The 26,623-nt window shown below is 71.4% G+C and carries 19 protein-coding genes; 4 read left to right on the top strand and 15 right to left on the bottom strand.

Going from position 1 to position 26,623, the window contains the following annotated elements; all coding sequences use genetic code 11:
* Nucleotides 1-33: 33 nt before the first annotated feature.
* From NE857_RS02505 to NE857_RS02490, 4 genes are all read right to left on the bottom strand, one after another.
* Nucleotides 34-1,431 carry a hypothetical protein gene (locus tag NE857_RS02505; protein ID WP_254419604.1) on the bottom strand — a complete coding sequence of 466 codons (1,398 nt, stop codon included), beginning with the start codon at nt 1,429-1,431 and terminating at the stop codon, nt 34-36.
* The gene (locus tag NE857_RS02500; protein WP_254419603.1) at nt 1,428-2,060 is read right to left on the bottom strand and encodes an alpha/beta fold hydrolase; all 633 of its coding nucleotides are present in this window, start codon (nt 2,058-2,060) and stop codon (nt 1,428-1,430) included. The genes NE857_RS02505 and NE857_RS02500 overlap by 4 nt, the downstream gene beginning before the upstream one ends.
* Before the next feature lie 289 nt (nt 2,061-2,349).
* Nucleotides 2,350-2,949, bottom strand: a complete 600-nt coding sequence (locus tag NE857_RS02495; RefSeq protein ID WP_254419602.1) for an O-methyltransferase — start codon at nt 2,947-2,949, stop codon at nt 2,350-2,352.
* 393 nt (nt 2,950-3,342) lie between these two features.
* Nucleotides 3,343-4,047 carry a Crp/Fnr family transcriptional regulator gene (locus NE857_RS02490; protein WP_254419601.1) on the bottom strand — a complete coding sequence of 235 codons (705 nt, stop codon included), beginning with the start codon at nt 4,045-4,047 and terminating at the stop codon, nt 3,343-3,345.
* A gap of 524 nt (nt 4,048-4,571) precedes the next feature.
* On the opposite strand from NE857_RS02490, the gene NE857_RS02485 reads away from it, so the two are divergent.
* Nucleotides 4,572-5,966 carry a hypothetical protein gene (locus NE857_RS02485; RefSeq protein ID WP_254419600.1) on the top strand — a complete coding sequence of 465 codons (1,395 nt, stop codon included), beginning with the start codon at nt 4,572-4,574 and terminating at the stop codon, nt 5,964-5,966.
* A gap of 673 nt (nt 5,967-6,639) precedes the next feature.
* Nucleotides 6,640-7,074 carry a VOC family protein gene (locus NE857_RS02480; RefSeq protein WP_254419599.1) on the top strand — a complete coding sequence of 145 codons (435 nt, stop codon included), beginning with the start codon at nt 6,640-6,642 and terminating at the stop codon, nt 7,072-7,074.
* Nucleotides 7,075-7,134: 60 nt separating this feature from the next.
* On the opposite strand, the gene NE857_RS02475 is transcribed toward NE857_RS02480, so the two are convergent.
* The 5 genes from NE857_RS02475 to NE857_RS02455 form a co-directional block, all read right to left on the bottom strand.
* On the bottom strand, nt 7,135-8,199 hold the full coding sequence (locus NE857_RS02475) for a VWA domain-containing protein (RefSeq protein WP_254421846.1): 1,065 nt from the start codon (nt 8,197-8,199) through the stop codon (nt 7,135-7,137).
* Nucleotides 8,200-8,327: 128 nt separating this feature from the next.
* The gene (locus NE857_RS02470; RefSeq protein WP_254419598.1) at nt 8,328-10,637 is read right to left on the bottom strand and encodes a DUF5682 family protein; all 2,310 of its coding nucleotides are present in this window, start codon (nt 10,635-10,637) and stop codon (nt 8,328-8,330) included.
* On the bottom strand, nt 10,637-11,749 hold the full coding sequence (locus NE857_RS02465) for an ATP-binding protein (protein ID WP_254419597.1): 1,113 nt from the start codon (nt 11,747-11,749) through the stop codon (nt 10,637-10,639). The genes NE857_RS02470 and NE857_RS02465 overlap by 1 nt, the downstream gene beginning before the upstream one ends.
* Nucleotides 11,746-13,392, bottom strand: a complete 1,647-nt coding sequence (locus NE857_RS02460) for a DUF5691 domain-containing protein (RefSeq protein ID WP_254419596.1) — start codon at nt 13,390-13,392, stop codon at nt 11,746-11,748. The genes NE857_RS02465 and NE857_RS02460 overlap by 4 nt, the downstream gene beginning before the upstream one ends.
* A complete protein-coding gene (locus tag NE857_RS02455; protein ID WP_254421845.1) occupies nt 13,389-14,726 on the bottom strand; it encodes an SWIM zinc finger family protein in 1,338 nt (445 codons plus the stop codon). The genes NE857_RS02460 and NE857_RS02455 overlap by 4 nt, the downstream gene beginning before the upstream one ends.
* Nucleotides 14,727-15,115: 389 nt before the next feature.
* Between NE857_RS02455 and NE857_RS02450 the strand changes: the two genes are divergently transcribed.
* Both NE857_RS02450 and NE857_RS02445 read left to right on the top strand, forming a co-directional pair.
* Nucleotides 15,116-16,636, top strand: a complete 1,521-nt coding sequence (locus NE857_RS02450; RefSeq protein ID WP_254419595.1) for a cytochrome P450 — start codon at nt 15,116-15,118, stop codon at nt 16,634-16,636.
* A gap of 213 nt (nt 16,637-16,849) precedes the next feature.
* Nucleotides 16,850-17,782, top strand: coding sequence for a dienelactone hydrolase family protein (locus NE857_RS02445; protein WP_425572091.1), 933 nt, complete (start codon nt 16,850-16,852; stop codon nt 17,780-17,782).
* A gap of 581 nt (nt 17,783-18,363) precedes the next feature.
* On the opposite strand, the gene NE857_RS02440 is transcribed toward NE857_RS02445, so the two are convergent.
* From NE857_RS02440 to NE857_RS02415, 6 genes are all read right to left on the bottom strand, one after another.
* A complete protein-coding gene (locus NE857_RS02440) occupies nt 18,364-19,689 on the bottom strand; it encodes an ABC transporter substrate-binding protein (protein WP_254419594.1) in 1,326 nt (441 codons plus the stop codon).
* A 25-nt stretch (nt 19,690-19,714) separates the two neighbouring features.
* Nucleotides 19,715-20,812, bottom strand: coding sequence for a branched-chain amino acid ABC transporter permease (locus tag NE857_RS02435; protein WP_254419593.1), 1,098 nt, complete (start codon nt 20,810-20,812; stop codon nt 19,715-19,717).
* Nucleotides 20,813-20,818: 6 nt separating this feature from the next.
* Nucleotides 20,819-21,670 carry a branched-chain amino acid ABC transporter permease gene (locus tag NE857_RS02430; RefSeq protein WP_254419592.1) on the bottom strand — a complete coding sequence of 284 codons (852 nt, stop codon included), beginning with the start codon at nt 21,668-21,670 and terminating at the stop codon, nt 20,819-20,821.
* Nucleotides 21,671-21,680: 10 nt separating this feature from the next.
* Entirely contained in the window at nt 21,681-22,400 is a 720-nt protein-coding gene (locus NE857_RS02425) for an ABC transporter ATP-binding protein (protein ID WP_254421843.1), read from the bottom strand.
* Nucleotides 22,401-22,447: 47 nt separating this feature from the next.
* Nucleotides 22,448-23,308: an ABC transporter ATP-binding protein gene (locus NE857_RS02420; protein WP_254419591.1), complete on the bottom strand. Its 861-nt coding sequence runs from the start codon at nt 23,306-23,308 to the stop codon at nt 22,448-22,450.
* Nucleotides 23,309-23,434: 126 nt separating this feature from the next.
* Nucleotides 23,435-26,200 carry an AAA family ATPase gene (locus NE857_RS02415; RefSeq protein WP_425572089.1) on the bottom strand — a complete coding sequence of 922 codons (2,766 nt, stop codon included), beginning with the start codon at nt 26,198-26,200 and terminating at the stop codon, nt 23,435-23,437.
* Nucleotides 26,201-26,623: the final 423 nt, after the last annotated feature.

Below are 26,623 nucleotides of genomic sequence, written 5' to 3'. Positions count from 1 at the left end.
TGAGCGGGGCCGGAACGCCCCGCGGAGCACGGTCTATATCCGTTCCTCGATCAGTTCGACTCCGGTCGCCCCCGTCATCGCCTCGGCGGCCTCGGCCCACGGCATCCGTACCGGCATCGGCTGTCTGCCGCGTACCTTCGCCAGTTCCTCGCGGAAACGGAAGAGCACCGCGAAGTCGCGCGGAAAGGCCGACGGATCCGTTCCCAGGAACGTGCCCACCTTGGTGGCCCGGTCCAACACGGCCTGCCACTGGTCGGCACGGGCGAGCCCGACCGACTCCACACCGTGGGAGAACAACCCCATACGGATCTCCTCGTAGGCCGGGGAGCGGTCCAGGTACTCCTCCAGGGCCCGCAGGGAGGGTTCCTTGTTGAACACCGTCCAGAACGGCACCGACCCGCTGCGCAGGGCCCAGTACGGTTCGACGAGCATGAAGGACTCCACCAGCAGCCGGTCCGAGGGCAGGCCGCGCCGTCGGTACCAGTCGCGGTACATGTCGGCCACCGGCGGGCTGAGCGACTCCGGTTCGTCATGACGCAGCCGTAGCAGTGTCCACCCCTGCTGTTCGGCGAGTTCGCGGAGGTCGTCCATGAGCTCCTCAGCGAAACCCCATTCGGCTTCGGGGCTGTCCCCGTCGGGTTCGGGGGCGACGAAGGCCGTGTAGTCGGAGTCGTATGCGCGCAGGTAGTCGCGTACACGCTCACTTCCGTAGCGCAGCTCGTCCAGGGTGGCGCCGCCGAACCCACCGTGTTGGAACACGTACCGGTCCTCGACCCTGGTCGTGGGCCAGCGCATGGCGCAGTCGGACACCACGAGGGTGCCGCCCGGCTCCAGGGTCCTTCGGAGGTAGGAGCGGTAGGCCTTCGGCAGACGGAGCCATTTGACCCGGAAATAGCACATGCCCGCGACCATGAGCCTGTCCTGGTTGGGGTCGTGCATGTGGTGCAGCCGCCAGTCCGGGTTGGCGCGCAGCAGGTCCTGGCCGGTCGAGCGCATCTTCAACAGGTCCTTCTCCCCGTCCTCCGGCGGGACACCGTGGCGCCGGACCGGTATCAGCAGCGTCTGGGGGATCCAGGGCGCCTCCAGCGCGGCAGCCAAGTGCACCAGCGCCCCGTTCGCCGAACCGACGAAGGCGACGTCCGCCTGCTTCCTGGGATGGTGGCGCACGATCCACTCGGCGAGTTCATCGGAGTCGACGTCACTGACACTGTGCGCCTGGATGGCCTCGTACCAGCCCGAAACCGCGTAGAGCCGCTCCTTCATGGGGCGGGGAATCTTGTTGACGACCCCGGCCGCCATCGCCAGCGCCCTGGCTGCGGCCTTGGGTGACTCGCCTCCGGTAGGCGAGTTCTCAGCGGCGTTGTAGGAAGAAAGGGCATTCAACATAGCGGTCGCCGAATCGAACCCGGCGACAACCCGCTGTGGCTTCATGACGCCTCCTCGCGCTCACCGACGAAATCCTGGACCGCGTCCGCGAGCTGTCGGGGACCGGTGGAGCTGAGCGCGTGGTACTGGCCCGGCAGGACCACCAGGCGACCTCGGGGGAGCAGCCGTGTGGCCTCTTCCACCCAGGCCTTGGAACAGACCTTGTCCTGGGTCCCCCAGACCACCAGGGCCGGCTGCGACACGTCGGGCAGGACCTGTTCGATGCGGTGCTCTCTGCTCTGCGCCCAGCTTCGGAGTACACGGCTCGTTCCGGCGTCCCAGTAATCGGGCACGCTGTAGGACAGCACGTCGACCCCCTCCAGCATGTTGTTCCAGATCAGACGCGCTCCGAGCAGTGGCCAGGCCCTGCCCCGGGGGTCGGTGGTGGGTGCGGCCAGGACGACCGATCCCACGTCGTCGGGGGCCCGGGCCGCGGCCTCGGCCACCACCTGGCTTCCCATGGAGACACCGAGGAGGCAGGGCCGGTCCATCTCTCGGGCTCGTGTCCACTCCAGGAGGGCGTCCGCCAGCTCCTGCACCGCCAGGAAACCACCGGGCGACGTGCTTTTGCCGTAGCCCGGGAGGTCGACCCCCCACGCCTCGACCCGGCCGGACAACTGCCTCAGCAGAGGCATCGTCTGTCTGGTGGACACTCCCGCGCCGTGGACGCAGACCACCGGACCGCGTGACCCCGGCACCCGCCAGCTGGCCACCTCTCCGAAGGAAATCCTGTCCGTACACCCCTGAGGTTCCATCTTCCCTCCCTGACACAGGTAGGTGATCCGCTGAGGTGGGATTGCACCCCCTACCCATCTGGGCAAAGGCCGAATCCCGGGCACCGCCCGGAAGACGGGCGCGCCCTTCCCCGGCCGGGGCGTCAGGAGCAGCGGACGCGCGGTTGCGGCCACGCGAACGGCAGGGGGACTACTTGCGCACCATGACCAGAACGCCGCAGGACCAGCCGAGCAGCGGGAGGCGTTCCCAGCCGGTGCGGGACTCCAGGTTCTCGATGAGGGCCTCCACCGCCAGACAGTGGTCCTCGGGGGCGGCGGCACCCGAAGGCTGGCGGGCGAGGTCGTCCACCACGTAGAAACCTCCGCGGTCCACCAGGGAGAGCGCCTCGTCAAGGTGGGTGAACTTGCCCGGCCGGGTGTCGGCGAAGACCAGGTCGTAGCCGGGACCGTCGTCGGTGGCGCGGGCGCTGAGCCACTCACCGCCGTCGGCCTCGAAGATCGTCACCCGCGGGTCGGGCGTGTGGTGGCGCCGGGCCACGCCCAGGCATTCGGGGTCGTTGTCGAGGGTGTCCAGGCGGGCCTGCCCGTCCATTCCGGCCAGCAGCCAGGCGGTGCCCGCACCGGTCCCGGTGCCCAGTTCGAGGATCCGGCCGCCGGGTTTGGCCGCGGCGAGGGCGCGCAGGAGCTGCCCGACCGCTTCCTCACAGGACATGCTGAACCCGATTCCCTCGGTGTCGTGCTCGATCGCGTCGAGGGTGGCGGGACGCCGGCTGGTCTGGGTGGCTGGCACGGTGACCGCTCTCCGCTTCGGTGGCTCGGGGGGCCAGGGTACGCCGAAGGGGCGCTCCGATTCCAGGAGGTCGGCCCGGCAGGGCGCGGGGCGACCTGCGGAGGAGGGTCTGCGAAGAAGGGGATCCCCGGTGGCTGGGGGACGGCCACCGGGGCGGTGTGGAGACGGGGGGTGGCTGCCGGAACGGTGCCGTCCTCACCATTCCGGCAGCCCTACCGCTCTTCCCGCACCGGAGAGGGCACCGGAGGAGGAGGCGCGAGCCGTGCGGAGAGAGGGTGGGCACGAAGCCCGAGTGGGATTCTGTCGCTTTCGGGATCCGAGGACCACTGACCAGTCGGCAATTCGACCCGAAAAGGATCACTATCGGTTCACCGGGGGTGCGAACAGGGGTGGCTACGCGGCCTCGTAGACCCGGTGCAGGCGTTCCATGTCCACGATCACCACGCTCCGGTACCTGGACAGCAGCAGGCCCTCGGAGCGGAAGCGGCGGATCGCGTTGCCGACGGCGTCCGTGCGGGCACCGATGAGTTTGCCCAGGTCCGTGTGGGAGAGCCGGATCCCCAGGTGGACCCCCTCCTCGGTGGGTACCCCGTGACGCTGGGCCATGTCCACCAGCATCCGGGCCACCCGGGCCTCGACCTCGTAACCCGCGAGCTCGGCCCGCTGGAGGTCCGCGCGTTCCTGGCGCTCACCCATCACGGCGACCATCGCCCGCCAGGCGTCGGGGTGCTCCTCCAGAAAGGAGTCGAAGACCTGGTGCGGGTAGACCCGGACGGTGAGCGGGGCACACGAGGTGACCGTGGCGGAGGGCCTGGTCCCCCGGAACATGCTGAGCTCCCCGACCAGGTCGCCCCAACGCCGGATACCGAACATCGCCTCGGTGCCGTTGCGCAGGACGGACGTGACCTTGACGCAGGCGGGGTCAGCCCGCTTGCCGCGCCCGGGCGGGCCCAGGAGCATGACCTGCTCCTCCTCGTCCCCCTGGGAGATGAGGACCCGGTTGGCGGGCAGGTACCGCGGCGGCGCGAGCGCGAGGAGCCCTTCCGCGGTCCGCGGCCCGAGCCTGGACATGAAGCTGCCCCGAGGCCAGTCGGTCATGCGTCCTCCGATCATCCCCACAATGATGCCCGGGTGGTACCCGGTTCCGCCGGAGAAGCACGGGAAACGAGAGATCTTGTGATCTTCGGCCAACCTTGCGGGTCGGACCGACGGCTCGGTGGGGAGAAGCTCCAAGAGGTCGAGTGCTTTCCCTCAGAGGAGTTCTCACGGGTACGCCCGGTGTGTTTCGAAGGGCACCGGGCAGCGTGGAGGACCGCACCGGCGGGGCGACCGATGCGGCGGTCAGGCCATGAGGTGGGTCAGGCCGCGGCCAGGGCGTCTTCAGTGGCTACTGCCCCTCCGCGGAGCAGGCCCTCAAGGGCGGCCAGCTCTTTCGCGAGCGGCATGGGCGCAGGTTGGCCCCGACCGGGATCGCCTGGCCAAGGGTTTTCCGGACAGGGCCGGGAGGGCTGTCACCCGGGCACCGTAGGCTTCCCCCAAACCCCCCGAAAGACAAGGTTCGTATGCGCTTCTTCAGACGCGTCTGGCGGCCCTGGAAGGATCCGCGGCCTTCCGGACCACCTGTGGCGCCCGCTACCGAGACGCCCGCGCCCGAGCCGTTGAAGGGTGAGCTGCCCCGGTACTACGACCACGTGGTGCGCATCGGGGTGGAGGTGGAGCCACAGGGCGAGGCCGCCTTCCTCGGAGCGGTGGCTGGTCAGCCCTGGCAGGTCCAGAGCCTCGGTCAGGGTCGGCACGACGTGCGCGTCCCGGTCTCAGGTGCCGCGCTCGGCTCGACGGGGGCGGCCCTGGCGGAGTTCCACCACACCCTGAACAGGGCTGGAGCGGGTGTTCGGATCGTTTTCGCGGCCCGACTGCGCCCACAGCTGTCACCGTCGCGCCGGTACATGGTGATGCCCCGGGGCTGGATGACCACGCCGGGGTGGCTCGCGGCCCCCCTCCGAGGGCTGATGGCCTGGCGGTCCCGGGGAACCATCCAGGCGGCCTCTCTCGCTGAGGCGAGATCACGGCTGGCGGACTTCGCGAACCGCAACCCGGAAGCCGGTTCACCGGACAGGCTCACGGTGGTCGGGCCGCCGGACCCTCCACGTGCCACGGACCCCGGCACGGATCCGGTACCGGAGGACCCCCTGGACGACTGGCGTTTCCTGCTCGCCGCCTCGTTACTGGTCTGCGTCGTGGGCGGATCAGCGATCCTCGGCCTCTACACCGTCACATGGCGATCCGAGGGGAACATGTTCCTGGTCGCCGTCGCCCCCCTGCTCGCCCTCCCCAGCGGGTTCGGGGTGTGGCAGATGCTGCGCCACATCCCGGAGGGCCGGATCAACACGTGGCTCCCCCTGGGACTGACCACCCTGGGTGTGCCCCTGACGGTTGCCCTGAGCACCTCCAACCAGGACGCCTATCTGGCGGTGTTCGGGATCTCGCCCGGGGACGTGGTGACCAACGGCCCGGGACGGCTCTTCGCACTGGCCGGCTTCCTGCCGGCGCTGACCGTCCTCTTCGTCTCCCTGGGTGCGTTCGGGCTCCTCCGGTACTTCCACCTGGGCGGTCGCGGGACGGAGTTCTTTCCCCGTCTGATGACGGTACTCGCGGTCTGTCTGTACGGGCTCGCCACCCTGTTCGTGCTGCTCACCACCATGAAGGGGCCCTTGGAGCAGGGCGCCCAGGTCGGTGCCGAACACGTCGCGCACTACCGTTCGGAGGGCGGAGAACCACGCGGCCACGTGGGAGTCACCCCGTCCGCTGTGTGCGTCGAACCCCCGGAAGACCCGGTCAACCGCATCGGAGCGCCGCTGACCACCGACCGCCCGGTGCTGTACTTCGAGGGGGCGAACGACATCGACCTGCTGTGGGACCGCGAACACGGCCTGACCAAGGTGCCCCGCTTCTCGGTGAGCCTCACACCGGTCACGGAACTCGACGACGCCTGCCCCGGCCCCCGGCGCACCGGATGACCGAACGAGAGGTCCCCAAGGAAGGACGTCTTACCTCGGGGAGCGCCCCTGGCCGGGCCCGGCGCTCCCCAGGCCGCGTGCCGTGCGTGTGGGACCGGTTTTCGGTGTGGGGGCGTGGCACCCGAAACCCGCGCCTGGGGCTGTCCGCTGCTTCCGAAACCCCTGTATCCCCGATGATCTTGCTACCAGGAGCGAAATCGGCGCCGAACTCACCCCTGGTAGCAAGATCATCTTCAAACAGAGGGCCGAAGCAGTCGGGCCCCTTTCGGGGCCCGAAGTGGCCCGTTGGCCTCCCCGACCATTCCTCCCCCGTTTCCCGATGGCTGCCCACCGCCGTAGCAGCGAAGCGGGTCGAGGTGGGGCGCCTCATGATCCGGCGAAGCCGCGACGGCGACGACCTCGACGCGCGCAGCGGAGACGGCCACCATCGAGCGGCGGGAAACGGGGGACCGCACACACCGCGGGGAGCCCGACAGCTGCATCCGTGTGCGTCCATGGCCGCATCCGGCCGCGAGACCTCTGTGGTGGGAAGTCCGGGCGGGCCGCTGCGAGCTGGGGAGGCCGGGGGCCTTCGCAGTCGCCTTTCGTTGTCCGCGAGGGGCCGCGAACCTTCGTCAGAGAGCTGGCGGATTTGTTGTAGAGCCGGGGAAAAGCGCGCCGCTACGATGACCCGATGACTGCAAACGTGGATGTTCAGGTCACGTTCGACTGCGCTGACCCGGAGCGGGTCGCCCGGTTCTGGTGTGAGGTGTTGGGGTACGTCGTGCCTCCGCCGCCGGAGGGGTTCGCCAGCTGGGACGAGTTCGGCCAGACACTGCCGCCCGAGCAGCGGAACTCGGCGTTCGCCTGCGAGGACCCCTCGGGCAAGCGGCCGCGGTTCTATTTCCAGCGGGTTCCCGAGGGCAAGACCGCCAAGAACCGGCTGCACCTGGACGTGCGTGCCGGAAGCGGGCTCGTCGGAGAAGCGCGCCTCGCCACGCTCCAGGCCGAGCGCGCACGGCTGGAGGCGCTCGGGGCGACCTGTGTGCGGGTGATGGAGGCCGACGGCATCAACGAGTCGTGCATCGTGATGCAGGACGTCGAGGGCAACGAGTTCTGCCTGGACTGAGTCCTCTGAACTCGCGAACCCGGGCGGGGCCGCAGGGGGTTCGGTCCCGCCCGGGTGGGTTCACTCGTCGAGGTGCTTGTCGACCCAGGCGTCCAGGGGCTGGCCCTGGATCGCCGCCGCCATGAGCTCCGGGAAGGCGTCCGGGGTACAGGCGAAGGCCGGGACTCCCAGTTCGGCGAGGGCCGAGGCGTTCTGACGGTCGTAGAAGGGCGCGCCCTCGTCGGAGAGTGCCAGGAGGACCACCACCTGGACCCCGGCGGACTTCATGGCTGCCACCCGCTTGAGCATCTCCGCACGCACTCCGCCCTCGTAGAGGTCGCTGATCAGCACGAAGATCGAGTCCTGCGGGCGGTCGATGAGGGTCTGGCTGTAGCGAAGAGCCTTGTTGATGTTGGTGCCGCCGCCCAGCTGGGTGCCGAAGAGGACCTCGACCGGGTCGGTCAGCTGGTCGGTGAGGTCGACGACAGCGGTGTCGAAGACCACCAGGGAGGTCTTCAGGGTGCTCATCGAGGCGAGCACCGCGCCGAAGACGCTGGCGTAGACGACGGAGGAGGCCATCGAGCCGCTCTGGTCGATGGCCAGGACGACGTCTTTTTGCACCCCCTGGCTGCGGCGGCCGTAACCCACGAGGGTCTGCGGGATGACCGTGTTGTGTTCGGGCAGGTAGTGCGCCAGGTTGCGGCGGATGGTGGCGTTCCAGTCGATGTCCGCGACCCGGCGGGGGCGGTGGGTGCGGGCGGAGCGGTCGATGGCTCCGCGGACCACCGACCGGGTCTTCTGGGCGACGCGCTTCTCCAGGTCGTCCACGACCTTGCGCACGATGGTGCGAGCGCTCTCCCTGGCCTCGGCGGGCATCACCCGGTTGAGGGAGAGCAGCGTCCCGACCAGGTGCACGTCGGGCTCGACGGCCTCCATCATCTCCGGCTCCAGGAGGAGCTGGTGCAGGCCCAGCCGGTCCATGGCGTCGGACTGCATCACCTGGACGACGGAGGACGGAAAGTACTCCCGGATGTCCCCCAGCCAGCGGGAGACACGGGGCGCCGAACCGCTGAGGTCGGCCCCGCGGTCACCGCCGGAGACCGCCTGGTCGCCCCGGTTGTAGAGGGCGGACAGCGCTGAGTCCATGGCCTGGTCGGTGCCGGTCAGGTTCGCGCACCGGGACTCCGCGCCGAGGACGAGACGCCAGCGGCGGGCCCGCTCGGTGGCCCCGGTGCCCTCGGCGGCCTCTGCCCCGGCCTCGACTGCTTCCGTGCTCACGCACCGCTCCTTTCCAGTAGTGCCCTCACCGCGGCGACGGCCGGGGCCGCGCGGCGGTGGTCGATGGGGCGCCGGGGCCGGGTGACCGCGGCCTGACCGCCGTCGACCCTGGTCACGGCGGTACCGATCTCCTGCCGTTCGGGACCGCCGAAGGCCCCGAAGGTCCGGCGGAGCAGCGGCAGCACGGCGGTGAACCGCTCCTCGGACAGGCCGAGCAGCCAGGTGTCGATGAGGCCGAGCAGCCGCTCGTCATGCACCAGGATCAGCCCGCTGCCCTGCAGGAAACCCTCCAGCCAGGCGGCAGCGCGAGTGGGTTCGGTGCCCGGGGACATCGCCAGGCCCAGTCTGCGGCGCAGCTCCTCCGGGGTGATCCGGCCCGCGTCGACGAGGACGCGGTTCACCCGTCCCGCGATCCGGCCCGGCACGTTGTCGCGTTCGGCCAGGGACTCCAGGGCCTCGGTCCAGCCCCGGGCGTCCTCGTCCAGCAGCGCCGCGGCGCTGTGCGTCTGGTCGATGGCCTGCACGAACCTGGCCGCCGCGTCGTCGTCCAGCCCGCGCACCGCCGGGGCCAGGCCCACGCACACCCGGGCCAGGATCTGCCGGGCGACCGCGCGCAGGTGGGCGCTGTCCGTACCGCGCACGTCCCCGTACCGGGCCGAGCGGGCCAGCGGCGGCAGCGCCGCCATCAGGTGGGTGATGTCGCTGTCGGTCGCGGCCCGGTCGGTGAGCAGGGCGAGCACGGCCGGGAGCGCCTCGCCGAGGTCGGCGAACAGGCACTGCTCGGTGAGCGCCGTCAGGGTGGGCAGTTCGGCGGCGGCGGCGATCTCCACCACCCGGGCGGTGGCGGCCGAGGCAACGGTGGTCCCCCACGGAGCGGCCTCGATCAGGGCCACGTCCATGTCGGGCTCCCAGCGCAGCCGCCAGGACTCGCGGAAGGTGCCCCGGGAGCCGCTCCCGGTGCGGCTGGTGGAGCGCGGCACGCCCCATTCGACGCCGAGCATCCGCAGCCGGTGCAGCAACACGCTGCGTTCGCGCTGGCTGTCCTTGCGCAGGTCCAGGTCGAGATCGCGGTCGAAGGCCTCGGGTTTGAGGCGGAGCCGTTTCCGCGCGGCCATGAGGTCGCGCTGCAACGGCACCATGGGGGTGTCCGGGGGCACCGAGCCGAGGCGTTCGCCGATCACCATCCGCCCGTGCACCAGGGCCGCCCGGGTCTGCTCGCCCTCGCAGAGCACGGCGGTGACCGCTTCGGAGACCTCGTCGATCCCGGCCAGCGGCCGCCCGCGCAGCACGGCGAGGCTCTCGGTGAGCCGGACCCCCTCGATCACGTGCGAGGAGGAGACCGGCTGGCCCTCCTCGCGCAGGATCCGGGCGGCCTCGGTGAGCCAGCGGTGGATCGGCAGGTCGGGCGCGGTGAACAGGTGGTGGTACCAGCCGGGCGAGGTCACCCCGGCGCCGTAGCCGCTGGCGGTGGCGAGCCGACCGTGCGTCCACGGCACCCAGGTGGCGGTGGTCTTCACCTTGGGCAGCCCCTTGAGCAGGGCGTTGTCCGCGGAGACCGGGTAGTCGGAGAGGTCGCGCAGCGCGGGCGCGTGCCAGGCCCCGCACACCACCGCGACGCGTTCGTACCCTTCCTTGAGCACGGCGCGCAGGGTCTTGCGCATGTACGCCTCGCGGCGCGCGTCCCGCCCGGTCTCGGGTCCGGACTCGGCGCGGACGGCGGCCATGGCGTCGGCGATCGCCGGGAACGGCGAGGGTTCACCGTCGCCGCGCTGCTCCACGACGTCGTCCCACCAGCGTTCGGCGTCGTCGTACCCGGCGGCCTCGGCGAGCACCCCGAGCGGGTCGGTCCGGACCCTGGGTGGCTCTGCCGCACCCGGCTCGACCGTCTCGGTCTCCTTTACCTGCTCCTTCGACCCGTGCTCAGCGGTCTCCGCGCGCTCGATCCGCTCCGCGAGCGAGTGCGAGGCGGGCAGGTCGCAGAAGCGCACCGGAACCCCGCGTCCGTGCGCGTGGACCAGGGCGGCCCACTCCGGGGAGAAGGACGCGAACGGCCAGAACCCCCACCCCTCCTTCGACCGCGCCGTCCCGGCCCTGGGGGTGTCGGCCAGGTGGACCAGCAGCGCCACCGGCGGTTCCAGACCGCCCACCAGGGAGGTGATCGCGTCGGCCTCGGGCGGCCCCTCGATCAGCACGATGTCCGGCTTGATCTCGTCCAGGGCGGCCGCCACGGCCCGGGCCGAACCCGGGCCGTGGTGGCGGACACCGAGGACACTCACCTTGTCGGTGTCCAGTCGGGGTCGTCCCATCAGGCGCCCACCTCGCGGCAGGCCCGGTAGAAGTCGCCCCAGCCGTCGCGCTCGCGGGCGACGGTCTCCAGGTACTCGCGCCACACGACCCCGTCGGAGACGCGGTCCTGGACGACGGCGCCCTGGATCCCCGCGGCGACGTCGGCCGGGCGCAGTTGGCCGTCGCCGAAGTGGGCGGCCAGCGCGATCCCGCTGGTGATCACCGAGATCGCCTCGGCGGTGCTCAGGGTGCCGCTGGGCGACTTGACCTTGGTGGTGTTGTCCTCGGTGACGCCGGAGCGCAGCTCGCGGAAGACGGTCACCACCCGCTGGATCTCGGTGAGGCTGGTGGGCACCTCGGGCAGTTCCAGGGAGCGGCCGAGCTGCTCCACCCTCTGGGTGACGATGCGGACCTCGTCCTCGGCGCTGTCCGGGACCGGAAGCACCACGGTGTTGAAGCGGCGGCGCAGCGCGCTGGAGAGGTCGTTGACGCCGCGGTCGCGGTCGTTGGCGGTCGCGATGATGTTGAACCCGCGCTGGGCCTGCACCTCGATGCCGAGTTCGGCGACCGGCAGGGCCTTCTCCGACAGCACGGTGATGAGACCGTCCTGCACGTCGGAGGGCATGCGGGTGAGCTCCTCGATGCGGCCGATGGAGCCGCGCGCCATGGCGGTCATCACCGGGCTGGGCACCATCGCGGCCTCGGAGGGGCCCTCGGCGAGCAGGCGGGCGTAGTTCCAGCCGTACCGGACGGCTTCCTCGGAGGTCCCGGCGGTGCCCTGGACCAGCAGGGTGGAATCGCCGGAGACCGCCGCCGCGAGGTGCTCGGACAGCCAGGTCTTGGCGGTGCCGGGGACCCCGATGAGCAGGAGGGCGCGGTCGGTGGCCAGGGTGGCCACGGCCACCTCCACCACCCGGCGCGAGCCGATGTACTTGGGGGTGATCTCGGTGCCGTCGTCGAGGGTGGTGCCCAGCAGGTACTGGGTGACCGCCCAGGGGGACAGGTGCCAGCCCGGGGGACGCTGGCGGTCGTCGGCCCTGGCCAGCGCCTCGAGCTCGGCGGCGTAGGTCTGCTCGGCGTGGGGTCGCAGAGCGGTCGCTGCCTGCGTGCTGGTGGCGGCGGTGGTGGTCAACTGAGCTCCCTGTGCATGTCGAGGCGGAATCGGAGGGTGTCTCGGAGGAGGGCGTGGGGGTGGGCCTCCTCCTCGTGGGGCGGGCGTTCCGGGAGGAGGTCGAGGTGCTGCGGCGGCATGCGCTCGGCGATGGCCCAGCGGAGTACCCCTCGGCCCCGGTCCCGGTCGCTGTGCCGGGAACCGGGTCGGCTGTCGGCGGGGTCGCCGGAACCGCCTTCAACGAGAAGTCTGACGGCGGCCTCCGACAGTTCGCGGGTCCACGGGGCGCAGACGGCGCGGAGGGTTTCGCCCAGGAAGTCGTGCCGGTGGGCCCGCTCGGCTACGGCGAGGGCCCGCGCGCACTGTTCGGCCTCGGGCAGGGCGGCGAGCAGCGGGGCGATCCGCTGCCCGAGGGGGTCGTGGGCGCCCACGGCGACCATCCGGGGCAGTCCGGTTTCGGGGTCGTCGAGCACGGCCCTGGACCAGTCGGCGTCCTCGCGCAGGCAGGCGGCCTCGATGAGTGCCGAACGCAGCTCGGGGTGGTCGGCGGCCAGGGCCAGCACTCCGGCCGGGTCGGTGCCGAGCACCTCGGTCCACACGTCCAGCGGGGCCTGGGTGACGAGCGTGCGGCTGAGGACCCAGCGTTCGTCGTGGGTGGGGTTGGCCTTCCGGGGCGCGGTGAGGGCGAGGTCGCGCAGCAGGTCGGCCCGGCCGGTGTCCAGGTCGGCGACGTCCACCGGCCGCGGTGAGGCGCGGTCGATCCGAAGGTGGTGGCGCAGGTGGTCGCGGAGCCGGTGGGCGTGGGCGCTGTCGGGCAGGTGGGTGAGCAGGGTCAGGGCTCGGCCGCGCACGGTCGCGTTGCGGTCGTCCAGGGCGGGGGCGAGCACCGCCTCGTCCTCGGGGCCGAGGTTGACCACCAGGGCCTCCAGGAGGCCGCGCCGCTCCTCCCCCCTGGTCTCCCGCGGCCAGGCGGCGGCGAGCAGGTCGCGGGCGGCCGCGGGGTCCACGGCGCGCAGCGCGAACAGGGACCGGCGGCGCTCGGCGGGGGTTCCGCCGTGCCAGGCGGCGTCGGTGTACACGTCGGTGGCCAGGGGTTCGCGGGCGACGAAGGACCACGCGCCGTTGAACGAGGCGAGCCAGGTGCCCCGGCCACCGACGGCGGTGGCGACGAGGGTTCGCAGCCCGCTGTCCCGGGCGGCGCGTTCGAGCAGGTCGGGGAGGTGGGTGTGGCTGGCCCGGCGGCCGCACCGGAACGCCAGGTACAGCCATTCGGGCAGGAGTTCGGGGCGGTCCGCGAGGATGACGTCCAGCCGGTGGGTGGCGGCGGCGCTGACCTCGGGACGGTGGTCGGGGGCGTCGGGGGTGACCGGTTCGGCGGTGTGCGCGGTGTACCCGGCGCGGGTGCGGACGGTGTCGAGGGCGACCAGGTCCAGCAGGGCGGCGGCGCCCTCGCGGGTACTGCGGGGCAGGTCGGGAAGGGCGGGCACGGGTCGGCGGGAGGTACCGACCAGCGCGGTGGAGACCAGGCGGTCCCAGGAGGGGGACGGGGGCGATGAGGGCTGGGGCTCGGCGGACGTGCTCTCGGGGAACGTGCTTTCGGCGGTCTCGGGCTCGGGGGAGGTGTTCTCGGAGAGGGCGCTCTCCGGGGGCTGGGGGTGGTTCACAGGGTCACTGCCTTTCCGTCGGCGTCCCACACGGTCATGGGGGTCAGGCCGGTGGCGGGTGACCACTCGGCGGCGACGGTGGCGGGGCGGCCGCCGGTGACCGCGAGGAGCCGCCACAGCTCCGCGCTGTCCATGGGCAGGGAGGCCCCGGTGGGGTCGGCCAGGTGCCAGCCGTCGGAGCGGGCGGGGACCGCGTTCTCCAGAACCACCGGCCAGGCCTCCAACCAGGGGTCCTCGGCCAGAGCCTCGGCGTAGGAGTCCAGGGCCTGGTCGACGGTGCCGCCGGGCGGCGGCGGGGCGGGGCGTTCGGTCATCGAGCCGGTGCGGACCGCGCGGCGGCCGTCCGGGTGGAAGGCGAGTTCACCGTCGGCCTCGGTGCCGGTGCGGAAGGGGGAGTCCGGGGTCTGGGTGGGGCGGGCGAAGGTCAGGGAGAGGGCGTACCTGCCGGTGGCCGACCCGCGCAGCCATTGGCGACGGCTGCGCATGCCGTCGGGGGTGAGGCTGTCCCGGTGGCCGAGGACCCGCCAGGTGTCCCGGACCCGCTCCCCTTCGGCCAGGACCTCCTCGGTGCGGGTACTGATCCCCACCCGGGCGCGCAGCACGGCCCGGGAGCGGAGTCTGGTCCGTGCGAGAGTGTCGCCGGAGGAACCAGTGGCGTCCTGAGCATCGGCAGGACCCGGGTCGGACTCGGCGGCCGCGACCGCCAGGTAGCCGTCGACCAGCAGGTGCAGCATGCCCAGGCGTTCCAGGAGGCGGTCCGGCCAGCGGTCCCCGTTCTCCCCGCCGCCCCGGCCGCCGGTTTGGGGCAGCTGGGTGACCAGCGAGGCCGCGCCGCCCGCTTTGGCGTCCACCAGGCGTTTGGCCATCCGGTCCCAGTGGTCGTAGCCGAGTTTGGGAACCTCGGCGAGGCCGCCGTCGACCTGGTCGTGCAGCCACAGCCGGAGCTCCTCCAGCCCGGCGGTGACCGACCGTTCCCGGGCGCGCAGGGTGGCTGCCGCCTTCTCGGGGTCGACCGGTGCGGGGGCCGCGGCGCCGCTCGCGCGCTCCTGGCGGGCCACACGTCCCGCGAGCCACGTGGCGACCCACTCGGGCCGGTCCTCGCGGTCGGCCACCGTGCCCTGGCTCCACAGCGCGAGCAGGGCGAGGACGTGTTTGCAGGGGATCTTGCGGCTGGGGCAGCTGCACTTGTAGGCGGGGCCCTTGTCCCCGTCCAGGTGCGCTGCGGCCAGGTAGGGCTTGGCTCCGCTCCCCTTGCACTCACCCCAGACGGCCGAGGCGGCGCCGCCCTCGGCGGCGATGACGCCGCACTCGGGCCACGATCCGGCCTTGGCCACCTTGAGAGCGGCCTTGTGTGATGAGGGGTCCGGAGCCAGAGCCCAGACTTCGTCGGTACTCCATCGATCGCTCACACAGGCAACACTAGGGAGCACCACTGACAATCCGGGGCCCTCGGGACACCGCCCAGCCCCGGACAAAAAAGAAAAACCCAACACGGTTCCGGAAAAGAATTCGGGCAGGAACCGGCACGTGTTGAAAAGCCGGTGCGAACAATCCTAGGATGCCAGGATCAAGGCGACTCGATCCCCGGCCGCCCCGCCCCGTTTGTCGAACACCCCGCTCCCCTTCCTTTCACCTCGTCAGTGCCGCGTGTCCAGGTGACGTATCAACCCGAAGGGAGGGAAGCGGCCCCGCGAACCTTTCTCCGGGTGTCCGCACCCCCGAGATGACGACGACTTCGCACCATGCCGAGAACGGCGGCGAGCGACCCGCTTCCGCCCCGGTCCGCGACCCCGCCCCGCACGACCCGACCGGCTCTTGGGGCTGCCCGGTCACGGCCGCCCCCGCCACACAGGTTTCTCCGGCCACACAGGTCTCCCCGCCCACACAGAGTCCCCCGACCGCCCACGGCTCCCCCGCTGGCAGGATCCGGCTGTACGAGCCCACCCCGCCCGAGGGGCGCACCGAGCTCTGGAAACGGCTGCGCGAGCGGCACGGGCCCCTCGTTCCGGTGGAACTGGAGCCCGGGGTGCGTGCCTGGCTGCTGCTCGACTACCGGGAGACCCTCACCCTCCTCCAGCAACCGCACCTGTTCGCCCGGGACACCCGCAAGTGGCGCGAGGCCGTCGAGGGCCGGGTCGACCTCGACCGCACCGTCCCGATGATGACCTGGCTGCCCAACGCCCTCTACGCGGACGGCGCCGAGCACGCCCGGCTGCGCGCGCCGATCATGGACGGCCTGGCCCGGATCGACATGAACGGCATGGCCCGCACCGTGCGCCGGATCGCCGACGAGCTGGTGGACTCGTTCGTGACCCGGGGCAGCGCCGACCTCATCGGCGACTACGCCGGCCAGCTCCCCGCCCTGGTGGTGAACCGGCTCTTCGGGCTGCCCGACAGCTACGGCCACATGCTGAACGGCCTCACCGCCCTCATCTTCCACGAGGACGCCCAGCGCACGGACGAGGCGATCAACGGCATGCGGCAGTACTTCGCCGGTCTGGTCTCCCGCAAGGCGGACAACCCCGGGGACGACCTGGTCAGCCAGATGATGTCGCACCCCTCGAAGCTCACCCCGCTCGAGGTCGCCTACGAGGCGTCTCTCATCGTCAGCGCCAGCCACATGATGACCGCCCACCTCATCGGCAACACCATGCGAACACTGCTCACCGACGACCGCATCCGCTCCGCCCACACCGACGCGCGCCTGTCCACGCACGACCTGCTGGACCACGTCATGTGGAACGACAGCCCCCTGCAGCTGCTGGCCGGACGGATCGCGCTCCAGGACGTGCGGATCGGCAAGGCGCGGATACGCAGGGGCGACGCCATCTACCTCGGGGTGGAGGGGGCGCACCGCGACCCGGCCGTGCAGGTCGGCAGGCCGGACCCGGACACCGGTCTGGCCAGCGGCAGTCGCGCCCATCTGGCGTTCGGCGCCGGGCCGCACAGCTGTCCGGCCCGCGCGATGGGCCGTCTGGTGGCCTCGACCGGTGTGACCGTGCTCCAGGAACGGCTCGGCGGGCTGCGGCTCGCGGTCGACCCGCGGGAGCTGCGCCCGCTGGCCTCCCCGTTCCTGCACGGGGTCCGGGAACTTCCGGTCGCCTTCCAGCCCGGCCGGCCCAGCGAACCGCCCGCCGTGTGCACCCAGCAGATGGAGCAGGTCCCGCCGGTGGCCGAGGAGGAGCAGCCGCCGGAGGACCTGCTCGGGAGGCTGCTCAACTGGTGGCGCGGCCTCGGAAGCTGAAGTATGACGTGGGTTTTTCGGGTTTGTGAACAGGGAAGCCGCCACTACTGGTGGTTCAACGGATGCACGTTCACGAGATCGACTTCATAGTCGGATCCACGCCCCCATAAGGCAGCCCGAGAAACCTGATTTCCGGGAATCGCCCTTTATGGGGCCCGGCCCACGGACCCCGTCAATTCCGTGGACTCCCGCTGCACGAGAAAAGGAAAACACGTGCGAACATTGAATCCCCCTTCCCCCACTCCGGCGAAGGCCCCGAGGAAACGCTCCTGGCTGACCGCGATCGCCGCGAAGTCCGCACTCGTCGTCGGTCTCTCCCTGTTCGGCGCCGGCGCCGTTATGGCGCCCGCCCAGGCCGCCAACCCCCACGAGCGGGGCCCCGACCCGACGGAGCGGAGCGTCACCGCGCTGCGCGGCCACCTGGACACCGACACGACCCGCGTCTCGTCCCTGGTGAGCGGGTTCGGCGGCGGCACCATCTACCACCCCACCGACACCAGCGAGGGCACCTACGGCGGCGTGGTGATCGCGCCCGGTTACACCGCGAGCTCGTCCTCCATGTCCTGGTACGGACACCGCATCGCCTCCCAGGGCTTCGTGGTGTTCACGATCGACACCATCACGCGGTACGACCAGCCCAACAGCCGCGGCCGACAGCTGGACAGCGCGCTGGACTACCTGGTCGACCGCAGTGCCGTCAGGGACATGGTGGACGGCGACCGCCTGGCGGTCATGGGCCACTCCATGGGCGGCGGCGGCACCCTCGCGGTGGCCGACGACCGGCCGGAACTGCGCGCGGCGATCCCGCTGACGCCCTGGCACACCCAGAAGAGGTGGGGGAGCGTGCAGACCCCCACTCTGATCATCGGCGCCCAGAACGACGTCACCGCGTCGGTCCGCTCGCACTCCATCCCGATGTACGAGAGCCTTGACAGCTCCCTGGACGCCGCTTACCTGGAGCTGCGCGGTGCGAGCCACTTCGCGCCGAACGTCTCCAACACGACCATCGCGAAGTACAGCATCTCCTGGCTGAAGCGGTTCGTGGACGACGACGTCCGTTACGACCAGTTCCTCTGCCCGCCGCCCCGCACCGGCATCGGCACGGACTTCTCCGACTACCGGGACACCTGCCCGCACGGCAGCTGAACCGTCTGACACTGACAAGGGCGGTGGCCCGGAGGGAACTTCCCTCCGGGCCACCGCCCTTCGTGCGCTGCCCGGGCCTGAGGGCCCCGGTGACCCGCCCTTCGCCGGTCGCCTCCCCGTTCCGGTGGAGACGGGAGGCCGGGTCGGCAGGAAACGCCGCTGCCCCGGACTTGGCGCCGGAGCTCGGAGCTCGGAGCCGCAGGGTCGCACCGGTCAGGCTCGGCCATTGAGAGCACGGCCGCGGCCCAGAGTCCGTACGGACTCCTCCGATGCGCCCCGAGGACGCTGCTCCGCCGGTCGAGCGACGCACGGGAGCCAGCCCGGCCTCGTCCCCGTCCCTGCTCGGCGGGGCACGCTCATCGTTGGGGCGGCACCGTGGTCGACCTCGGGTCACGCGGGAGAACCCGGTTCCGGCTGGCTGCGGGCGAGGAGCCCTGCCGCAGGGAGCCTCGGTGAGGAGCAGGGCGGACCGGGCAGAGGGGCGCTCGAAGCGGACGGGTCAGGAGGCGGTCAGGACGCGGTCCGCGCACAGGACGGCGGCCCGGAGGGGGTCCCCCGGGCCGCCTGTCTGATCCTGCCCGTTAGTCGTGGAAGGGCAGGTCCTCCGGGGAGAGCCGCTCGAAGTCGACCTCCTCGATGGGGCCGCCCTCGCGGTCGGTCACCCGGGCCTCCTGGACCATCTCGATGTCGCCGCCCGACTGGTACTGGACGACGTAGACACCCTCGTGACCACCGTGGTCACCGTCGCTGGAGGCGAAGGGCGTGTAACCGGGGCCCTGCCACTCCTGCGTCTCCAGGGCGTCGATCAGCGACTGGCGGGTGAGGTCCTCGCCCGCGGACTTGAGCACCTGGGCGAACATGACGGCCTGGGTCATGCCGAACACGTGCGTGTTGGTGGGAGGCCCACCGTCGCCGTACTCGTCGTAGACGGCCAGGAAGAACTGCGCCCAGTCGTCGTCCTCGTCCTCCACGCGCGGCATGTAGCTGGTGATGATCGTGTCGGCCAGGAAGGCGTCGGCCGGCACGTCCTCGGCGTCGGTGCCCTCGGTGAACGTCGAGAGCAGCGCCTGGAGCGTGGCGGTGTCACCGCCGATGCTGGAGACCACCCACTGCGGCTCGTAGCCCATTCCGGCGGCCTCGAGCATGGCGAGCGCGACGAAGGCGGGGATGCAGGAGCAGACGATCACCTCGGCCCCGGAGTTCTCCATCTCGGCCATCTGCGAGCTGAGGTCGGGGACCTCGGACTCGTAGTGCTGCCGGGCGACGACCTCGTCGCCGAGGTACTGGTCGAGCCCGGCCTGGGAGTCCACGCCGATGTCGTCGTTCTGGTAGAGGTAACCGACGTCCTGGCCGGGGAAGTTCTCGGCGATGTACTCGCCCTGGATCTTGGCTTCCTTGGTGTAGTCGGTCTGCCAGCCGTAGGTGAGCGGGTGCTCCTCGGTGTTGTTCCAGGCCAGGGCGCCGGAGGACGGGAAGATGTCCGGGACGCCCTCCTCGTTGAGGTAGTCGAGCACACCACTGTGCGTGGGGGTGCCCAGACCGCCGACCATCGCGAAGATCTCGTCCTCGATGACCAGCTGACGCGTGACGTCGATGGTCTCGGAGGGGTCGTACTTGTCGTCCTCGACGCGGTAGTCGATCTGCCTGCCGTTCACGCCGCCCTGGGCGTTGACGTACTCGAACACGGCCGCCGCGCCCTGGGAGACGGCCAGGTATCCGGGCGCTGCGGGGCCGGTGAGGGGCTGGTGGGAGCCGATGACGACGGCGTCGTCGGTGACACCGGGAGCGACGTCCAGGTCGACGTCGGCGCTCTCGCCCACCTCGCCCGCTCCGGAGCAGGCGGTGGCCAGCATGGCCAGGGCAAGGGCCGAAGCCAGGGCGGCTCGGGTTCCACTTCGCTTTCGCATGGTTTTCTCCTTCGTCAAGGGGGGATTAAGAGGAGTTGCTGTTGCGGGCTCGGAGCCGGGCTCTGAGGCTTTGGAGCGCGCCGTGGACCCCGAGGGGCCAAAAGCGCAGAACGAGGATGAGGACGATGCCGAAGAACACGACCGGCAGGTTGTTCTCGGCGTTGCGGGTCAGGTCCATGGCCCGGGCCAGGTCCCTGGCCCAGATCTCCAGGTAGACGATGGCGATCGAGGCCCACAGGGCACCCCACAGGCTGCCGATGCCGCCGAGGACCAGGGCGGCGAGCAGGGTCAGCGAGAGCACCAGGGTGAAACTGCTGGGGGTGACGGTGCCGAGCACGTACGCCTGGAGGCCGCCGGCCAGGCCGCCCGCGGTGGAGGCGATCACGAAGGCGACCACCTTGGTCTTGCCGACGGGGATGCCGGCCATGGCGGCGGCGGTCTCGTCGTCGCGGATGGCGCGCATGCGGCGGCCCAGCCGTCCGGCGGAGATCGTGGCGAGCGCGGCCAGACCGATGACCACCGTGGTCCACACGACCAGGGCCCGCCACTCGCTGGTGGAGATGATGCCGTCGAGGAAGGGCGGGGCCCCGGCGGTGCGGATGTTCAGTCCGTTGCTGCCGCCGAAGACGTCGTGGTAGCGGTGCGCGAGCCCGGGCAGGCCGACCGCGAGGATGAGTGTGGCACCGGCCAGGTAGGGGCCGTGCAGGCGCGCGGTGGCGGCGCCGACCACGACGCCCGCCGCGATCGAGACCGCGACGATGAGGAGGAGGTTGGCGGCCAGCGGCAGCATCGGTTGGTGCAGGACGAGCAGCGCCATCGTGTAGGCGCCGATCATCATGAACGCGCCGTGGCCCAGGGAGACCTGGCCGGAGCCGCCGACCAGCAGTTGCAGTCCCGCGATGGCGAGCATGGTGTAGCCGACGGCGGCGACGCGTAGGGCGGTGAGATCCCCGGTGGCGAACAGCAGACCGGTGACGGCGGCCAGCCCGAGCGCGGCCAGCAGCAGGTGCCGGGCGGGCAGCGGCAGCGAGCCCCACCGGGAGGTGCGGGGCAGCCCGGGCGGAACCGTTCCGGAGCCGGAGCTGGTCGAGCGCTCTTCGCGCTCGGTGGTGGGCGAGGTCATGTCTGGCTACACCTTTCGCGCGGTCGGTCGGGACAGGATGCCGTCGGGGCGCACGCTCAGGACGATGACGACGATGGCCAGGGCGGCCAGGGTCGCCAGTTCGGGGCCGACGTACCCGGACACGTAGGACATGCCGAGTCCGATGAGCAGGCCACCGATGACGGCCCCGAAGGGGTTGTCCAGGCCGCCGACGACCGCCGCGGTGATCCCGAAGACGAACACGACATCGAAGACGTTCGGGGAGATGAACGGCGGACCGGCGAGCATGCCCGCCAGCGCGCCGATGAGGGAGGCGATGCCCCAGCCCGCGGTGAGCATCAGGCCGACCTTCACACCGCTGAGGCGAGCGGCCTCGGGGCGGAAGGCGGCGGCGCGCATCCGCAGGCCGAGCGGGGTGAACCGGTACAGGGCGAACAGCAGGAGGGCGACCACGCCCACGGAGGCCAGTGCGAACACGTCAGAGGGCGCGAAGCGGCCCACGTAGCTGAACGCGTACCGGAAGCCGTGCTGCTCGTTGCCCCAGATCATGCCGACCCCGCCCTGGACCACCAGCAGGATGCCGAGGGTGACGATGATGGCGTTGAGCTGGGAGGTGCGGGCGATGGGCCGGACGATCACGCGTTCCACGAAGGCGCCGACCAGCAGACCGGCGGTGAGGGCGGCGGCGAATCCGATCCAGTAGGAGCCGGTGAGCTGGGTGACCGTGTAGGCGGTGTAGACCGACAGCAGCGCGAGGGCGGGCTGGGCGAAGTTCACCAGCCGGGTGGCCTGGTAGATGATGACCAGGGACAGCGCCAGCGCCGCGTAGGCCGCCCCGGACGCCAGCCCGTTGAGGGTCAGGGTGATGAAGTAGTTCATGGGGTCTCCCTCAGAAGCCGAGGTAGGCGTGGCGCGTGCGGTCGTCGGCCAGGAGTCCGTCGGAGGGGCCCTCCGCGGCGACACTCCCCTGGTTGAGGACGTAGCCGTGGTCAGTGACGGACAGGGCCCCGGCGGCGTTCTGCTCGACGAGGACGACGGTGAGCCCGGTGCGGTCGCGCAGGTCGCGGAGCAGGGTGAAGATCTGCTTGGTGACCAGGGGCGCGAGGCCCAGTGAGGGTTCGTCGAGGAGCAGCGCCTTGGGCCGGGCCATGAGCGCGCGGCCGATGGCGAGCATCTGGCGCTCACCGCCCGAAAGGGTGCTGGCGGTCTTGTTCCGGCGTTCCACCAGGGGCGGGAACAAGTCCATGACCTCGTCGAACGTGGTGCGGTCGCGCCGGTCGGAGCGCCACAGGGCGCCCAGGCGCAGGTTCTCCTCCACGGTGAGTTCGACGATCACGCCGCCGCCCTCGGGGACGTGCGCCAGGCCTCGGGTGATGACCTTCTCGGTGGGCAGGCGGGTGATGTCCTCGCCCGCGAACAGGACCTTGCCCGCGGAGGCGCGGTGCAGTCCGGTGAGGGTGCGCAGCAGGGTGGTCTTGCCCGCGCCGTTGGCGCCCAGGACGGCGCACAGCCCGCGTTCGGGGATGTCCAGGCTGACGCCGTCGAGGGCTCGGACGGCTCCGTAGGAGGCGCTGAGGCCCTGGACGCTGAGGAGGGACTCGGCGGTCAGAGGCCCGCCGTTCCCGTTGGCGCCGGTGCTCGTGGCGGCCGGGTTGTTCATCGGAGGGCTCCGTTCCCGTTGCCGTTGCCGTTGCCGAGCGAGGGGTCGACGACGGCGGGGCTGCCGTCCGAGGGACCTTCGTCGGCGGGTGTGCCCAGGTAGGCCTGGGTGACGGCGGGGTCGGCCTGGATCTCCTCGGGGGTCCCGGAGGCGATGACCTTGCCGAAGTTGAGGACCACGATGTGGTCGCAGACCTTCATGACCAGGTCCATGTGGTGTTCGACCAGGACGACCGCCATGTGCTGGCTGAAGCCGCGGATCTGGTCGGCGAGCGTGTCCATCTGCTGGCCGGAGAGCCCGCTGGCGGGTTCGTCCAGGAGGAGGAGTTCCGGTTCGCTGACGCAGGCGCGGGCGAGGGCGACCTGTTTCTGCACGCCGTAGGGCAGGGTGCCGGGCAGTCGGAGGGCGTACTCGGCGATGCCGAAGCGCATCAGGGTGGCCATGGCCCGCTCCTTGAGCTCCTGCTCGTCGCGGTGGTGCCGCCCGAACCCGCTGATCAGCGAGAACGCTCCGCCTTTGGCGGTGCGGTCGGCACCGACCATGACGTTCCAGATGACCGGCATCATCGGGAAGAGGTTGAGGCCCTGGAAGGTACGGGCGATCCCGGCCTTGGCCAGGTGGTGGGTGCGCTTGCCGGGTGGCGGCGCGCCCTTCCAGGAGATCTCTCCCTTCGTGGGGCGCAGCACCCCGGACAGGACGTTGAAGAGGGTGGTCTTGCCCGCTCCGTTGGGACCGATGAGGCCGACGACGGAGCCCGGCTCGACCTGGAGTCCGACGTCGTCGAGCGCGGTGAGCCCTCCGAAGCGCACGGTCACCCCGTCCGCTCTCAGGAGATGTTCCGGTGCGGTCGTTGTCATGACTGCCTTTCTCGCGGTAGCGACCAGAGAACCCGTACCGACCAGTTGGTATGACCAGGTGAATATGGCGCTGCTGATGGGGGAAGTCCGCCTCGTCGCGGCATCCCCCCCGGGGGGATGGACGTTTCAGTTGAGTAGGCGTGCCAGGTCCACCCGGGACCTGATGTTGAGCTTGCGGAAGATGCCCCGCAGATGGTGCTCCACGGTGCGCGGGCTGATGAACATGTGCGCGGCCACCTCGCGGTTGGTCGCGCCCTCCGCCACCAGCCGGGCGATCTGCTGCTGTTGGGCGGTCAGCTCGCCGGTGGAGGGGGTCTCGGGACCGCGGTCGGCGGTCCCGATGGCGCGCAGTTCGGCGCGGGTCTGTCGGACCCACAACCGGGCGCCGAAGCGCTCGAAGGTCTCCAGCGCGTTGTACAGGTGCTCGCGGGCCCGGCCGGGTAGGCGGTCCCTGCGCAGGTGGGCGCCGAAGAGCAACTGGGTGCGTGCCTGTTCGACGTCGTCGTCCCCGCAGGCCCGGTGCTGGGCCAGCGCGATCTCGAAGTGGTCGGCCGCCTCCTCGCCCGCGGCGAGCAGGCCGTCCCCGCGCGCGGCCAGGGCCAGCGCGCTCGGGCTCTCCACGGCCTCGGCCCAGCGCCGGTAGCCGGCCTGGGAGGTGCGCGCCCATTCGGTCTCACCGGTACGGACGGCCGCCTCCACGAAGTGCGGCGCGGTGAGCAGGCGCATGGTGGGGTGCCCGTGCCCGGGTCCGGCGTGTACCAGGGAGCGCAGCCGGAAGAACGCCTCCGCGGCGTTGCCCCGGGACAGGTCCAGGACGGCCAGGGCCCAGGCGGCCAGCGCCGAGGGCAGGCCGAGGCTGTTCTCCCCGGCCTGGGCGGTGACCGCCCGCGCCCGGATCCGACAGGTGTCGACGTCGCCCTGGATGGCGGCGATCATCGCGCGCGAGGCCAGGTGCTGGGTCGCCCAGATGGACTGCCCGGATTCGCGGGAGGTGCGCAGTCCGGCCAGGGCGGTCCCGGCCGCGGACGGGAAGCGACCGCTCCAGAACTCGGAGAAGACCAGGAAGGCCAGGGCCGAGGGGACGAACGCGTGCTCACCTCGGGAACGGGCCGCCTCCACCGCGCGGGAGGTGACGTTGCGGACGAAGGGTGCGTCACCCAGGCGCAGGCCGGAGATGCCCGCCCACACCATCTCCGAGGGCGCGGTCATCTCATGCGAGAGCCGGACTGCCTCGCGCAGCAGCGGGGTGGAGTTCGCGTAGTCGCCCCGGAAGGAGATCGTGCACCCCTCCAGGTAGGCGGCGGCCAGCCGCATCGGGGCCGGGTCGTCCGGGCGGACCAGGGGCACGGCGAGTTCGGCGGCCTTGGCGTGGCGGACCGGGTCACCGGCGTAGGAAGCACTGTCGGCAGAGCGGACCAGCGCGCGCAGGGCCAGGTCGCGGTCGTGCGGGACGAGGTCGCTGCCCACCGCGTACAGGCGTTCGGCGGCGTCGATCGCGTTGGAGTCGCGCATGTCGAACTCGGCCTCGATGAGGTCGACGATGGCCCGGCGCCGGTCCGACACCGCGAGCGGCCGGGCCTGGCTCAGCAGGCGGGCGGCGCGCGCGGAGTCCCCGGCGAGGTAGGACTCGAAGGAGGCGGTGGCCAGGCGGCAGGTGCGTTCGTCGGGGTCGGGGGTGAGGGCGGCGGCGCGCTCGTTGGTGAACGAGGCCGGCATCGGGCCCTCCAGGCGCTTGGCCCGCCTGGCCGCGGCCGCGACCTGATCGGCGAGGTCGGCGTCGGGGACGTCGGCCCCGCAGGCGGTGTGCCGGGCGAACTCGACCGGGGCGTACTCGCGGTCGGTCACCGCGGCCAGGGCCCGGTGGGCCTCGCGCAGACGCCCGGCGGGGGTGCCCTGGGCGACAGCCTCACGCAGCAGGGGATCAACGAAGACCAGGGTGTCGCCGTCCACGCGCACCAGGCCGCGCTCCTCGGCGGGTTCCAGTTCCGTCACGGACAGGTGCGGGCCGTCGGCGGCGTCGAGCAGCAGGTGGACGCGGGGCTCGGCAGCCAGCGCACCGAGCAGCAGGATCTGCCGGGTCCGCTCGGGAAGCTCCTGGTAAGGGGCGAGCTGGGCCGCCCGCAGACGCCCGGCCAGGGGCAGGGGTTCAGGAAGGGCCTGGTCGCCCTGGACCTGCTCCGTGGTCAGGGCCGCGAGAAAGCCGAGGACGGCGGCCGGGTTGCCGTGGGCTGCGCGGACCAGGGCGGCGCGGACCGAGGAGGACAGGTGGGCGGGGGCGCGGTCGGTGAGGATGTCGTGGATCGCGCGGTCCTCCAACGGGGCGAGGACCTGCTCGGCAACCCCCGGAACCAGAGCGGATCCGGGGCCCTCCCCCGCGGCGAACACCGCGACGACCCGGGTTCCGGTGAGGCGGCGGGCGGCGAAGGCCAGGGCGGCGAGGGAGGCATCGTCGAGGAGGTCGGCGTCGTCCACGCACAGCAGGAGGGGCTGCTCGGCGCTGACTTCGGAGAGGAAGTCGAGAAGAGAGGTGTAGAACGCGAAGCGGTCGGTCTCGGCGACGCCGCCCCGGGTGAGGGCCGCGCACAGCAGCTCGCGCCGGGGTTCGGGAAGCCGGTCCAGGACAGGTTCCACCGGCCGGAGGAGGCGCTGGAGTCCGGAGAGGGGGAAGTCGGCCTCGTCGGTGACCCCGGCCATGTGCAGGACGGTGAATCCACCTGCGGTGTTACGGGTGTGTTCGAGAAGGGTGGTCTTTCCTCGGCCGGGGCCGCCCGTGAGGAGCACGGACGCGCCTCGCCCGGACCTCGCGTCGCCCAAGGCCTCGGCGAGGATCCGCTGCTCAGCGTCCCGGCCCCGGAGGCGTACGCTCAGGGGCTCCGTGTACCGTTCTGTCACGTTGCTCACATTCGCACAGCGACACCCTGTTCCGGCAGGTCTGTGTGGGCACACTGGTCGTTTCACCGATACCCGCACGGAGTCACACACGGTACCCGTGCGAGGGGGCTCGGACGGCTTTCGGAGGGTCTGCCGGGAGAGGCGTTCCGGGAGTGGAACCCGTTGCCCACCTGCGTTTCCGCGCCCTGAGAAAAGTGACACCCATCACCCCGCCGGGACGGCGGCGGCACCCCCGACCGCCCCGGCACGCGTCCGGCCTGGTTATCAAGACGTAACGTGCGGGCAACACCTCACCCGCGAACAAGACAAATCACCCATAGAACTCTCTGGATAGTTTTTTGTCCTCTCCAGGACACTGTCGGCGACCTCCCCGGCCGGGATATCCAGTGCGGGACACACTGGATCGGACAGCCGGAGGACCCG

Origin of the sequence: Nocardiopsis exhalans (assembly GCF_024134545.1) — a bacterium.
Classification (GTDB): domain Bacteria; phylum Actinomycetota; class Actinomycetes; order Streptosporangiales; family Streptosporangiaceae; genus Nocardiopsis; species Nocardiopsis exhalans.
This window is presented reverse-complemented; position numbering and strand designations above follow the sequence as displayed.

What these genes read in the sequence shown, in the direction of transcription:
- NE857_RS02505 (WP_254419604.1), bottom strand. Translation starts at nt 1,431, where the DNA reads ATGAAGCCACAGCGGGTTGTCGCCGGGTTCGATTCGGCGACCGCTATG.
- NE857_RS02500 (WP_254419603.1), bottom strand. Translation starts at nt 2,060, where the DNA reads ATGCCTCTGCTGAGGCAGTTGTCCGGCCGGGTCGAGGCGTGGGGGGTC.
- NE857_RS02490 (WP_254419601.1), bottom strand. Translation starts at nt 4,047, where the DNA reads ATGACCGACTGGCCTCGGGGCAGCTTCATGTCCAGGCTCGGGCCGCGG.
- NE857_RS02480 (WP_254419599.1), top strand. Translation starts at nt 6,640, where the DNA reads ATGACTGCAAACGTGGATGTTCAGGTCACGTTCGACTGCGCTGACCCG.
- NE857_RS02475 (WP_254421846.1), bottom strand. Translation starts at nt 8,199, where the DNA reads ATGGACTCAGCGCTGTCCGCCCTCTACAACCGGGGCGACCAGGCGGTC.
- NE857_RS02470 (WP_254419598.1), bottom strand. Translation starts at nt 10,637, where the DNA reads ATGGGACGACCCCGACTGGACACCGACAAGGTGAGTGTCCTCGGTGTC.
- NE857_RS02450 (WP_254419595.1), top strand. Translation starts at nt 15,116, where the DNA reads ATGACGACGACTTCGCACCATGCCGAGAACGGCGGCGAGCGACCCGCT.
- NE857_RS02440 (WP_254419594.1), bottom strand. Translation starts at nt 19,689, where the DNA reads ATGCGAAAGCGAAGTGGAACCCGAGCCGCCCTGGCTTCGGCCCTTGCC.
- NE857_RS02435 (WP_254419593.1), bottom strand. Translation starts at nt 20,812, where the DNA reads ATGACCTCGCCCACCACCGAGCGCGAAGAGCGCTCGACCAGCTCCGGC.
- NE857_RS02430 (WP_254419592.1), bottom strand. Translation starts at nt 21,670, where the DNA reads ATGAACTACTTCATCACCCTGACCCTCAACGGGCTGGCGTCCGGGGCG.
- NE857_RS02420 (WP_254419591.1), bottom strand. Translation starts at nt 23,308, where the DNA reads ATGACAACGACCGCACCGGAACATCTCCTGAGAGCGGACGGGGTGACC.